Here is an 11,753-nt window from a genome sequence, read left to right as displayed (position 1 = left end):
GTACTCAAGACTGAGTATTACTTCGTATTTTGCTTCACGGGTTCTTTTTTTTTAAGAAATGGTTTCAAGGATTCAAGACCCTCAAGGTACTCTATACGAGCCTTAAGGATCTCTATCTCATCTTCATAATGTCTTTCAAGAGGAGTCCTAGTGTCATTTCTAACGATTGACTCCTTTGATCTGGCAACTGACTTCTCCTGCTTTGTAGAGTTTGGAGGAAGAAGTCCTTTGTCAATGAGTTGTTGTTCCCAATTATTGATGTAGTTTTTTGAAGGAAGATTGTACTTCATTGCAATAGCTCTGACACCAAGAGAGCTGCTGTAGTAGTCAAGGACAACGGATAATTTGAATTCATCAGAGTATATTTTATTCAAAAGGAACACCTCCTAAGTTTAGTATATCTTACCGTCCCTAAATGGTAAACTTAAGAGGGTCCTTGCCAGTTATTTTTGCTTTTTGACTGAAATTGTACTAAATATCATAAAAAATACTCATTGGTACTTTATCTTAATGATAATAACCAGTGGGTATTTTTATTGTGATTGCTTAAGAAATTCCTCTGTTGTCTGATTTATATTAAAAATATCTGTTTTGCATAAACTGGAAGGAAGTGGATATAAGAAGAATAAGTAAACATTTATTAACAGTTTATATCCAATAGGTGATGAAAATGACAACGTCTACATTTAAAAAAGATCGCAAGGAAGTATGTTTGTTGGCTATAGCCATAATATTATTGATATGGTCCTCTATAAATGCAAAGGACTATTTAGCGTGGATAATGCTTACGATTCCTTCATTGATCTATATCGTGGTTTTGACGGCGACATATAATAAATTTAAGTTTACATATTTATCGTATGTGCTGGTATTCATCCATATAATCATACTGCTCGTTGGTGCAAAGTACACATATACGACTAATCCGTTATTTGAATATTTAAAGGAAGCTCTAAATCTTTCAAGAAATCATTACGATCGTCTGGGGCATGTTGCCCAAGGCTTTATACCTGCAATAATCACCAGGGAATTTCTGCTGAGGAAAGGTTATTTTAAAAAGAGTAAGTTCTTCTATGTTACAGTTTTTGCATTTGTTCTTGCTATAAGTGCATCATGGGAGCTGTTAGAATTCTTTGTAATAATTGTTTCAAAGAAGCCGGCTCGATATGTACTTTCCTTCCAGGGAGATATTTTGGATACGCAGAAGGACATGTTACTTGCCTTTATTGGTGCAGCTTGTTCATTATTATTTTTGGGTAAGGCACATGATAGGAGGATCAAGGAAATTTCTGATACCGAAGCCAAGAATTCAAAACATTAGAGGATGGACTCTTGACCTAACATAAATCTCTGATTACGTCGTAAAATAGCTTAGCTTTACAAGAAGACCAGCCCTTCAGGTAGTATATTTCTTCATATTTAATTATAAAGAAATGGAAGGGATCAATAATCTCACGAAGGGGAAATATTATGTTTTGATACCAGATGGGAAGCTAGGATTGCATGGATTTCTTACGATCTCCAAGTGTGTTATCTGATGATTGGTTTATGAAATATTCAAATATTTAGAATCAATAGTTTGAAAAATAACTAACATAGGTATAACTATTACTGAGATTTGAAAATCAAGGAGGAGTTAAAATGGATAGATTAAAGGATAAGGTAGCAATTATAACAGGATCGACCTCAGGCATGGGAAGAGACACTGCATACCTATTCGCTGAGGAAGGCGCAAAGGTAATGGTTGTTGGAAGAAATGAAGACAGGGCAAAGGAAGTTGTAGAGAAGATAAGAGCAAAAGGCGGAGTTGCAGAATGTGTAATAGTTGACATGTCTGACAGAGCATCACTTGACAAGATCGTGGATGAGACCATTGAGAAATTTGGCACTGTCGATATACTTATCAACAATGCCGGACTCCTCAGCATCAAAACTTCTATGGACGTTTCCTTGGAAGAGTGGGACAAGGTTATGCAAGTTAATGTTACTTCTTCTTTAATGCTTGCTAAAAGGGTTGCTCCGATTATGAAGGAGAAGGGCAAGGGCTACATCATTAATATCGGATCAGTTGCGGGAACCTCTGCAAGATGGGGACTATCTGCATACGCTACAACTAAGCATGCAGTAAACGGCCTAACTAGAGCGCTTGCAAGAGAGCTTGGACCAGAGATAAGAGTAAATGCTATTCTTCCAGGTGCTATAAAAACCGCTATGCTTGACAGCGTTGGAGGAGAGGCTGCTGTTGAACCAATGAAGCAAATGTCGCCACTTAAGAGGGCTGGAGAAGGCAGAGAGATAGGTACTGCATGCCTGTTCTTTGCAACTGAGGATTCATCATTCGTAACTGGACAGCTGCTCAGAGTAGATGGAGGAGTAGACTGCTAATATAGTTGTTTAACAAAGTCACTTATGGGAAGCCGTAGGTGACTTTGTTTTTTTCTGAATTCAGCAAAAATAATTAGATAACCTCATTATATCTGCATAATACAATACATTGAGGCAGCCTGATTATTACGGTATAATGTTAATAGGAGGTGTTTGATTTGAACGAATTATTCAATAAGGATAAATTGCTAAGTATTTTTGAGTACTTAAACGAAAGATTAAAGGAGAATCAGTTGCAGTTAGAGATTACAGTGTATGGTGGTTCGATAATGACGATGGTTTACGATAATAGACCTGCAACCAAGGATATTGACTGCGTACTAAGCTATGTAAACTATTCATTGCTTGAAAACATACTTCAAGAAGTCAAATTCACCTTCGGTTTAAACGACAATTGGCTAAATGAGGATATCAAGGAACCTCTAAAATCCCTTATAAAGGAAGATAAAGAAGTTTACAGAGTTCATTCAAACTTTAAGATTCTAAAACCAAGAGCGGAGCAATTATTAGCTATGAAAATATTGGCAGCAAGGCCTGAACCAGCTAAGGATTTTGTTGATGCTTATATATTGTGTAGAGAACTTGGAATTAAAGATAAAGCTGTGCTTTTTGATATTATATCGAGATATGTACCATTAAAATTAATTGGTGAAAGACAGATCAAGTTTATAAAATATCTAGGAGAGGATTTAGGATATGATTGGGAATAGGTTTTTATATGATCTTTATTTAATAAATGACTTGGATACAAGTTTGAACCAGCTTATGGAACTATTAAAATCAAAGGATGAAAAATTCATTGATAGTTTAAATTCTCCTGTTGATTTAGAAGTATGTGACGAGAATGAAATCATATATTTGACTAAAGTGTCCGCCATAATTGACTACTATCTTCAGGTACTTGGAATCGAGGTCCCCGAATGGCTTAGAAGTGAGAAACTTGAATTTGAAAGTCCATATTTTTACTCTAAACGAATCAGTGATTTTGAGAAAATCAAGTTACAGTATAATTGTCCCGCACCATTTAAGACTAGGAATGTGTATTTTGAAATGTCAGGCTTAATAAGGGTTTAGATTATAAACGGTACTCTATTTTTTGATAATATACTAGTTTTCAGGAGGTCTAATAAATCATGGAATTAATAATCAGAAAAGTAAAGCCAGAGGATCTAGATGCAGTTGTAAATGTTGAAGATGAGTGCTTCCCGGAAGCGGAAGCAGCCACGAGGTCATCTCTAAAGAACAGGATAAATACATTCCCGGACAGCTTCTATATAGCTGAGACCGATGGAAGGATAATTGGATTCGTTAATGGATGTATTACTAATTCAAAGACAATCTATGACGAGCTCTTTAGCGATGCATCCCTACATGATCCTAATGGTTTTTATCAAGCGATATTTGGATTGGACGTTATTCCGGAGTATAGAAATCAGGGAATAGCAGCAAAGCTTATGAATCATCTTATAGAGACTTCTAAAAAGCATGGCCGCAAAGGACTTATACTAACCTGCAAGGAGCACCTGATTCATTACTATTCAAAATTTGGTTTTTGTAATCTTGGAGTATCTGATTCTACTCATGGTGGAGCAGTTTGGTACGATATGATACTTGAGTTTTAGATTATAGATAATATAACCTAAAAAACCACCGTATAATGATCAAGGCTCAACTACATGCTATCTTGCTGCAAGGCTTATTGCTGACTTTCTTGGCTTCATAACTAAAGAAAAAGAGATTAAATAATTAACTATAGGGTCCTTGATTTGGCACTAAGCCCTCAAGTAAGTAAGTGGATAAGGTGAGATACAATGATAAAGAATAACAAGACTTTAATTGTTGCGGTTTTTATTCTACTGTTCGCCATAAGTATTGCTTTTTTAGATTCATCAAGTAGAAGCCATATCATTATGAACCTGATGTCTTGGAAGGAAGCTTTTCATGTATTAGGAAAAAATGAAGGGCTGGCTATTGAATTTGTTGATCCAGGCAGCGCTAAAGAGAATGGACTGAATTGGTATTCCAATATGCTTCTTTTTAATACAAGAGATATTACTTTTTCGAGCATTGATCTTCATGGCGATGAAATGCTCGATATGTCCATTTACTATACATTCGGAGATTTTGAACAAGGAAGGTCTAGTATTTACGACCTGAACTCCCCGTACAACAGCGCATTTTACGGAGCTTACATGATTAAGCTTAAACCTGGTCAACAGTCTGAAGAAGTGATCGATTTGGCAGAGTTGGCTGAGGCTGTAACTCGATACGACTACCTGGACCTTATTTTATCTCAGCTTGGCCTGAGTAATGAAGATGCATATTTTGAACCCGAAGCTATCGTGATTAAGGAAGGTATAAATAAATTCGGGATCGATGACTGGGTAAAAATAGACTCTCATCTCAACACCAGAGCTGTCACACATATACCTGATGTCTTTCGACAGCACTATCTCCAGTTCGGAAAACCAAATGCTGTTGGGACAAATGATGATTTTCCACCAATAACACTATTTGGAAGAACTTACTGCAAATACTTTGAGGATAAGGATCTCTACATAATTTTCTATATTCAGGCAGCAAATGAGGATTTACTGGAAAGTACGGATAAATATCTGTTGTCACAAAGTAAGGTATCAACAAAAGATTGAAAACAGCCCTGCAAAATTTGCACGATGCAAATTTTGCAGGGTATTTTTTGTTTGCTAATTATATTTCTCAAGGTATCAAAAAACAAATAATATCTCAAATTACACATCTTGTTAAAAAACAAACAGTTGGCTCGATTTTTGCATAAGTATTAAGTGGACAGGTGTTTTGAATTTTTCAGAGAGGGGCGTGAACAGAAACCGTTATCCTTAAAATTTGATCAAAGGAGCTAAACCAATTTAAAAGGAGGAAAAAAAATGTCATTCGAAATGATTGAAAACATGTTTACCATCAATACTGATATGACTATGACTACTGCTATGGCGGCTGTACTACTTATTCTTGGTTATTTTATTAAGAGCAAGGTCAAATTCCTTGAGAAATACTGTATTCCTGCACCGGTTGTAGGCGGATTTTTATTTATGCTGGTTACCTGGATAGGTTACACAACAGGTTCATTTTCTTTCGTATTTACAACTACACTGCAATCATTCTTTATGCTTGCATTCTTTACAACCGTAGGGCTTGGAGCAAGTATATCCTTACTTAAAAAAGGCGGAACTTTACTTATTATTTATTGGTTAGTTGCAGGTGTTGTATCCATATTCCAAAACGGAATCGGAATCGCCATTTCAAATATTACCGGTCTTGAGCCGGCATACGGATTATTATCAAGTGCAATCACTATGATAGGCGGTCACGGAGCAGGAGCTGCTTACGGTCAAACATTTGAAGAAATGGGATATCAGGCTGGTAAACTTGTAGGAGCTGCAGCTGCAACTTTCGGTTTGATCTCATCAGTTATAGTAGGTGGTCCGGTTGCTAGAAGACTTATTGAAAAATATCAATTAAAGCCAGACCATAGTCTTGATCTTGATACTAGCGTTGAAGAGATAAACGTAGCAAGCGGTCATAAATTGACTGGTTTGGACATTTCTAAGAACGTTACAGCTATACTAGTTTGTATGGCACTAGGAACTATAGTTTCAGGTTGGATAGGCAAGCTTATAGATATGTCATTCCCTACTTATGTTGGAGCTATGTTTATTGCAGTATTCTTAAGAAACATCAACGAAAAGACCCACTGGTACAGATTCGACTATTCACTAGTCGATGGTATAGGCGACGTATCTCTTGGAATATATCTATCAATCGCCATGATGACATTGAAAATGTGGGAATTGGCAGACCTTGCAGGTCCTATGTTGATAGTATTGATGTGTCAAGTAATATTCCTTGTTTTATTCTCATACTTTGTGGTATTCAGAATACTAGGGAAGAACTACGATGCTGCTGTTATGTGTGCAGGACTTTTAGGACATGGTTTGGGAGCAACTCCTACAGCTATAGTTAACCTTACAGCTGTAAACGAGAAATATGGCATGAGCAGAAAAGCCATGATGATCGTACCTATAGTGGGTGCCTTCCTTGTAGACATTATATACCAACCACAAACAATTTGGTTTATTAAGACGTTTGTCGTAGATCTAGTTAAGTAATCAGGAGGTAATTATGAAGAAGTTAATGGAATGTGTACCAAATTTTAGTGAGGGCAGAGATTCTGCAATCGTAGAAAAAATTGTAGATGAAGCCAGAAAAATTGAAGGAATAACAATACTGGACTACTCATCTGACAAAGATCACAACAGAACAGTACTTACGATGATAGGAGCACCTGATGTAATAAAGCTGGCTGCGATCAATACTGCTAAAAAGGCTGCAGAGCTTATCGACATGACTAAGCATGAGGGAGCTCATCCAAGGATGGGTGCAACGGACGTAGTGCCATTCACTCCAGTATCAAACGTCACTATTGCCGAGTGTATCGAGGTGGCTAAGGAAGTAGGAGCTGAGCTTGGAAGCTGGGGAATTCCCGTGTACCTATATGAAGATGCATGTACTAAGGAAGACAGAAGAAATCTAGCATCTGTAAGAAAGGGACAATACGAAGGGTTTTTTGAAAAGATAAAAGACGAAGAGTGGAAGCCGGACTTTGGTCCGCAGGAGATGAACGTTAAAAGTGGAGCAACTGCTGTTGGAGCAAGAGTTCCATTGGTAGCCTTCAACATAAACCTGGATACGCCAAATGTTGAGATCGCAGATAAAATAGCTAAGAAGGTAAGACACCTTGGAGGCGGCTTAAGATACGTCAAGGCTATCGGACTTAAGCTTGAAGAAAGAAATCAGACTCAGGTTTCAATGAACCTTGTAAACTATGAGAAGTCAGCAGTTTATCAGGCATTTGAAATGGTCAAGATGGAAGCCAGAAGATATGGGGTCAACGTAGTTGGAAGTGAAGTAATTGGTACTATTCCAATGAAATCACTTCTTGATGTAGCTGAGTATTATCTGCAAATCGAGAACTTCAGTATAGAGCAGATCCTGGAGAAGAGACTTTTAGACGAACAGTAAAATTTTATAAGTAGACACCATAGGGCTTGCTGACGGCGAGCCCTATGTCTTAAAAACCATACTAAGAGGTGAATAGATCATGAATTACAAGGATATAATGGAGCTTATACTTGATACAGATGATGTAACTGTTGGGGGTGGAAGTGCATCTGCACTTTCCGGAGCGTTGGCATGTGGCCTTATCGGAATGGTATGCAAGCTTTCTACCAAGAAGGACTACGGCTTGTCAGCAGAGGCTCAGCTTGAGTATGCAAAGGAGCTGGAGGATATAAGAGAAAAGCTTCTGGCAGGGATCGTCACTGATGCCAACGCATATGGGGTGATCATAAACGCTTATAAGCTTCCTAAAGAAACTGATGAGGAGAAGGAAATAAGAAAGAAGGCAATTGCCGATGCAGGAGTAGTTGGTGCATCAGCTCCAATGGAGAACGCAAAGCTTTGCAGAAGGGTTTATGATATCGGCAAGGAGCTTGACGGAAAAACCAATCCAAATTGCCAATCAGACCTTGTTATCGGTTTCGAGCTTGCCAAGATCGGGACTAATGGTTGTCTGATGAATATTGAAGCTAATCTTCCTCTGGTAAAGGATGAAGAGAAGCTTGCTGAGTTCAATAAGGCTTTAGTTGAGTTAAAGATAGATTAGCTATAAGTCCTTAGATAAAAGGAAGGTGGGTCATATGAAGGCTAAAATACTCAGTAAGGAAGATTTCATTACCACCAAGTGGGCAGGTGGAGAAACCACTCAGCTAGCCATATACCCTGAGAATTCGGTATTCGCAGAAAGGGATTTTTTATGGAGGATCTCCTCTGCAACCTTTACGACAACAGAGTCGACTTTTTCTGATTTTACAGGTTATCAAAGGTATATATTGCCATTAGAGGGAGAGCTCGATATCTATCACAAAGGCTTGTATAATAGAAGCCTTAAGCCGTATGAGGTGGAGTACTTCGATGGGGCTTGGGCGACCAGATCTATGAACTCTCCCGACTGCAGAGACTTTAATTTTATAGTTAAGAGCGGAAGCTTAGCAAAGCTTCAGGTCCTTTTGGAGGGTGAGGAGTACTTCATAAGGAAGTCCGCAATTGCTGGATTCTTCTCAATGGATGATTTTGAGATCGAGCATATAAGCTTTGGAGAAAAAATAAGTCTTGGTGGATTCTCACTTTATGTAGTTGAGACGGATAGTGAAGAGCAGATAAGGATATTTAATGCCAAGTCGCCGGTAATAGTAACTGAATATATTTTGAAATGATCTGGATGCCTCTATCGAAACGATAGGGGCATTTTTAAAGAAAGAAACCAGCTTTTTCTGGAGTTAAGTTTATCCTCGTGATAATATATAGCTATTGATTCAATAGTATTGAAAGGCTGGGAATAATGATCAAGAAGATACTTGCTTTGACCTTAATACTTCTACTCCTAACAGCTTCCGTTTCCTTCGGATATGAGGATGTTGAAACATATCGGGTAGCTGGAGATATTCAATTTCCACCATACGAGTTTCTGGATGTTGACGGAGTCTATAAAGGCTTTAATGTAGACCTTCTTAAGGCTATAGGTCTTGTGACAGGTATGGAGTTTCAGTTCATTCCCATGAAATGGGAGGATGCATTCCATTCTATCGAGAGGGAACAGGCAGATATAATACAAGGTATGAAGGAGTCAGATGAGAGAAGGGAAAAGTTTAGCTTTACCGACTCACTATTAATGAATTCTCAGTCTATCTTTGTCCTGGGCTTAAATTACTCCATCGGCAGCACTTCAGATCTTGTTGGGAAGCATGTGTCAGTTCAGAAGGAGGATATTGTTTATTTCCAATTAAGCAGGATAAAAGACATAAAAATAGTTCAATTTGACACCATGGAGGAAGCAGTTGCAGCACTAGTCGACAAACGTGTAGATGCTATGGTTGGAAATACACTTACAGTGAATTATATCTGCAATGAGAAGGGCTGGATCGATCAGGTCAAGATAGTCGGCGAGACGTTGAATGAACAAAAATACTCCATGGCCGTATCGAAAGATGATCCAATTCTTTTGAAAAAGTTAAATGATGGATTAAACGAGATCCAGTCAAATGGAATGTATGATGCCATCCACAGAAAGTGGTTTGGTACCCCCATTAGGAACTCTGGAGAAGAGACAGAATTTCAGATTAAGATACTTCTTCTTTCTATCTTTGCACTAATGATGCTGGTTTTCGTTATACAGCTGGTCAACAGAAGACTTAAGAGAATCATAGAGGAAAAGACAAATGAAGAAAAAGTTTTAGTAAATGAGCTTAGGAATTACGACAAGCTTCAATTCATGGATAAGATAATATCCTCACTAGCTCATGAGATAAGGAATCCACTGACTTCAGTTAAGATATATACAACTCAGATGAAGGATAAGCTTGATAACAAAGAATTTATGATGGCTGCCTCAGAGGACATACCTGAGGAAATAGATAGGATAGATGCTCTAATCTCAGAATTCATGGAGTTTACGTCCCCTCGTAAGCCACAAAAAAGGGTCCTGAACCTAAAAAATGAGCTTGAGAATGCGATCAAGTTTATAAAACTTCAGATAAGGGATATCAATATCTGGATAGATGTTCCATTGGATGTATTTATTGAATTTGACCTGGGACATTTCAAGCAAATAGTAATAAATATTCTCCTAAATTCAAGAGATGCTTTAGCAGGCACTGAAGATCCAACAATCAGTATAAAGGGGTATACAGAAGGGAAAGTTGTGAAGATTGAATTCATAGATAACGGTTATGGCATGAAGGAGGAACAGCTCGATTATATATTTGAGCCTTTCTACACGACCAAAGAAAATGGCAACGGCGTCGGTATGTTCATAGTCAAAAAGCTGATCGAGGAAAATGGAGGGAATATCCTGGCTAAGCCAAATGAGGGGAGCAAGGGATTTGGAGTATATCTAACGGTCATGAAGGGTGTGAGTAAATGAAAACCAAGATACTGATTATTGATGATGAAACAAAAATTCTTCGGGCGCTTAAATTCCTCCTGGAGGATGAATACCAGGTATTTACAAGTGATAACACGACTGATGGGAAGAGGATATTCATTGATGAGAAGATAAATCTTGTGCTTCTTGATCTAAGATTATCTGAGGGAAGCGGTCTGAATTTCATGGAAGAGCTCCTCATCCTGGATCCAAGCGCTATTGTCATCATCATGACAGCGTATTCGACGATAGATAACTCTATAAGGGCCATAAAGGCCGGGGCATACTATTTCATTACCAAGCCAATCGACAATGATCAACTTTTAATATTATTGAGCACTGCTTCTGAGAAACTTGATTTGAAGAAGGAACTGGATCAGCTACAGGGTCATCTTAGAAAGACCTTGATCGGTGAATCGAAGTCTATTCTTGATATAAGAAAAGTTGTCGATAAGATAAAGGATACCGATGCGACCGTCCTGATAACTGGAGAAAGCGGAACAGGTAAGGAACTGATAGCCCAAACCATCCACACCAGCAGCAATAGAGCTAAAAAACCATTTATTGCAATAAATTGTGCAGCTATGCCCAGCGAGCTCCTTGAAAGTGAGCTTTTCGGGTATAAGAAGGGCTCCTTTACCGGCGCTTTCAAGGAGGATATCGGGCTCATCAGAAAAGCCGACAAAGGGACACTTTTTTTAGATGAGATCGGTGAGATGGATACTAGGCTTCAGTCGAAGCTGTTAAGATTTCTTCAGGAGAAGGAAGTAAGGCAGATCGGAGATGAAAAAAACTTCCCTGTAGATGTAAGAGTTATCTGCTCCACCAACAGAGATCTTAAGGAACAAATCAAGCTAAGTAATTTCAGAGAGGATCTCTATTATAGAATCAACGTGATAAATATTGTAGCTCCTCCTCTCAGGGACAGAGTTGAGGATTTGGAGTTTCTGGTACCTCATTTTATTGGCAAGTACAGGATCGCTTATAGCAAGGAAGTCGAGGGTGTCACAGAAGAAGCTATGGAACAGCTGAAGAGCTACAGCTTCCCAGGGAATGTTAGAGAACTTGAGAATATAATCCAAAGGGCTGTTCTTTTAAGCGGAGAAGACCAGATTGGTTTAGAATCACTCAATTTGAACAATCCTAAGCTTATAAGAGGCGATCATGATTCAAGTGAAAAACACGTTAAGATTTATGAGGGAGAGTCACTTAAGGACATCGAAAAGAAAGCTATCAGGTTTGCTTTGGAGAATAACAGGCAAAATAGAAAGTGGACCGCAGAAAGCCTTGGGATAAGTGAGAGGTCCTTGCGGTATAAGATCAAGGAATATGAGCTTTAGATAGCTTT

At 38.3% G+C, this 11,753-nt stretch carries 13 protein-coding genes; 12 read left to right on the top strand and 1 reads right to left on the bottom strand.

What is annotated here, in order from left to right:
- Window positions 1-17: 17 nt before the first annotated feature.
- Window positions 18-374 carry a transposase gene (locus AC4PHB_RS07005; RefSeq protein ID WP_492135739.1) on the bottom strand — a complete coding sequence of 119 codons (357 nt, stop codon included), beginning with the start codon at window positions 372-374 and terminating at the stop codon, window positions 18-20.
- Window positions 375-670: 296 nt separating this feature from the next.
- Here AC4PHB_RS07005 and AC4PHB_RS07000 point away from each other — a divergent pair, with 296 nt between their 5' ends.
- The 12 genes from AC4PHB_RS07000 to AC4PHB_RS06945 all read left to right on the top strand — a co-directional run bounded on the left by AC4PHB_RS07000 (window position 671) and on the right by AC4PHB_RS06945 (window position 11,745).
- Window positions 671-1,321 carry a DUF2238 domain-containing protein gene (locus AC4PHB_RS07000; RefSeq protein WP_492135738.1) on the top strand — a complete coding sequence of 217 codons (651 nt, stop codon included), beginning with the start codon at window positions 671-673 and terminating at the stop codon, window positions 1,319-1,321.
- A 320-nt stretch (window positions 1,322-1,641) separates the two neighbouring features.
- On the top strand, window positions 1,642-2,385 hold the full coding sequence (locus AC4PHB_RS06995) for an SDR family NAD(P)-dependent oxidoreductase (RefSeq protein ID WP_492135737.1): 744 nt from the start codon (window positions 1,642-1,644) through the stop codon (window positions 2,383-2,385).
- A 158-nt stretch (window positions 2,386-2,543) separates the two neighbouring features.
- The gene (locus AC4PHB_RS06990; RefSeq protein ID WP_492135736.1) at window positions 2,544-3,095 is read left to right on the top strand and encodes a hypothetical protein; all 552 of its coding nucleotides are present in this window, start codon (window positions 2,544-2,546) and stop codon (window positions 3,093-3,095) included.
- Window positions 3,082-3,459: a hypothetical protein gene (locus tag AC4PHB_RS06985; protein WP_333687023.1), complete on the top strand. Its 378-nt coding sequence runs from the start codon at window positions 3,082-3,084 to the stop codon at window positions 3,457-3,459. Before AC4PHB_RS06990 ends, AC4PHB_RS06985 begins: the two co-directional genes overlap by 14 nt.
- A gap of 59 nt (window positions 3,460-3,518) precedes the next feature.
- Window positions 3,519-4,007 carry a GNAT family N-acetyltransferase gene (locus AC4PHB_RS06980; protein ID WP_492135735.1) on the top strand — a complete coding sequence of 163 codons (489 nt, stop codon included), beginning with the start codon at window positions 3,519-3,521 and terminating at the stop codon, window positions 4,005-4,007.
- A gap of 189 nt (window positions 4,008-4,196) precedes the next feature.
- Window positions 4,197-5,036 carry a hypothetical protein gene (locus tag AC4PHB_RS06975; RefSeq protein ID WP_492135734.1) on the top strand — a complete coding sequence of 280 codons (840 nt, stop codon included), beginning with the start codon at window positions 4,197-4,199 and terminating at the stop codon, window positions 5,034-5,036.
- A 255-nt stretch (window positions 5,037-5,291) separates the two neighbouring features.
- Window positions 5,292-6,533: a sodium/glutamate symporter gene (gene gltS / locus AC4PHB_RS06970; protein ID WP_492135733.1), complete on the top strand. Its 1,242-nt coding sequence runs from the start codon at window positions 5,292-5,294 to the stop codon at window positions 6,531-6,533.
- A gap of 13 nt (window positions 6,534-6,546) precedes the next feature.
- Entirely contained in the window at window positions 6,547-7,446 is a 900-nt protein-coding gene (ftcD, locus tag AC4PHB_RS06965) for a glutamate formimidoyltransferase (protein ID WP_492135732.1), read from the top strand.
- A 79-nt stretch (window positions 7,447-7,525) separates the two neighbouring features.
- Window positions 7,526-8,089, top strand: coding sequence for a cyclodeaminase/cyclohydrolase family protein (locus tag AC4PHB_RS06960; RefSeq protein ID WP_492135731.1), 564 nt, complete (start codon window positions 7,526-7,528; stop codon window positions 8,087-8,089).
- Window positions 8,090-8,123: 34 nt separating this feature from the next.
- Window positions 8,124-8,699 (top strand): HutD family protein, encoded by a 576-nt coding sequence (locus AC4PHB_RS06955; RefSeq protein ID WP_492135730.1) that lies wholly within the window; start codon window positions 8,124-8,126, stop codon window positions 8,697-8,699.
- A gap of 125 nt (window positions 8,700-8,824) precedes the next feature.
- Entirely contained in the window at window positions 8,825-10,405 is a 1,581-nt protein-coding gene (locus AC4PHB_RS06950) for a transporter substrate-binding domain-containing protein (protein ID WP_492135729.1), read from the top strand.
- A complete protein-coding gene (locus tag AC4PHB_RS06945) occupies window positions 10,402-11,745 on the top strand; it encodes a sigma-54-dependent transcriptional regulator (protein WP_492135728.1) in 1,344 nt (447 codons plus the stop codon). Before AC4PHB_RS06950 ends, AC4PHB_RS06945 begins: the two co-directional genes overlap by 4 nt.
- Window positions 11,746-11,753: the final 8 nt, after the last annotated feature.

This window comes from Gudongella sp. QWL-04 (assembly GCF_058683975.1).
Note: the sequence above shows the minus strand (reverse complement) of the source record. Positions and strands in the feature narration are given on the sequence as shown.

Excerpts from the sequence above, each read along its gene's own strand:
- AC4PHB_RS07000 (WP_492135738.1), top strand. The coding sequence starts at position 671 with ATGACAACGTCTACATTTAAAAAAGATCGCAAGGAAGTATGTTTGTTG.
- AC4PHB_RS06995 (WP_492135737.1), top strand. The coding sequence starts at position 1,642 with ATGGATAGATTAAAGGATAAGGTAGCAATTATAACAGGATCGACCTCA.
- AC4PHB_RS06985 (WP_333687023.1), top strand. The coding sequence starts at position 3,082 with ATGATTGGGAATAGGTTTTTATATGATCTTTATTTAATAAATGACTTG.
- AC4PHB_RS06980 (WP_492135735.1), top strand. The coding sequence starts at position 3,519 with ATGGAATTAATAATCAGAAAAGTAAAGCCAGAGGATCTAGATGCAGTT.
- AC4PHB_RS06975 (WP_492135734.1), top strand. The coding sequence starts at position 4,197 with ATGATAAAGAATAACAAGACTTTAATTGTTGCGGTTTTTATTCTACTG.
- gltS (WP_492135733.1), top strand. The coding sequence starts at position 5,292 with ATGTCATTCGAAATGATTGAAAACATGTTTACCATCAATACTGATATG.
- ftcD (WP_492135732.1), top strand. The coding sequence starts at position 6,547 with ATGAAGAAGTTAATGGAATGTGTACCAAATTTTAGTGAGGGCAGAGAT.
- AC4PHB_RS06960 (WP_492135731.1), top strand. The coding sequence starts at position 7,526 with ATGAATTACAAGGATATAATGGAGCTTATACTTGATACAGATGATGTA.
- AC4PHB_RS06955 (WP_492135730.1), top strand. The coding sequence starts at position 8,124 with ATGAAGGCTAAAATACTCAGTAAGGAAGATTTCATTACCACCAAGTGG.
- AC4PHB_RS06950 (WP_492135729.1), top strand. The coding sequence starts at position 8,825 with ATGATCAAGAAGATACTTGCTTTGACCTTAATACTTCTACTCCTAACA.
- AC4PHB_RS06945 (WP_492135728.1), top strand. The coding sequence starts at position 10,402 with ATGAAAACCAAGATACTGATTATTGATGATGAAACAAAAATTCTTCGG.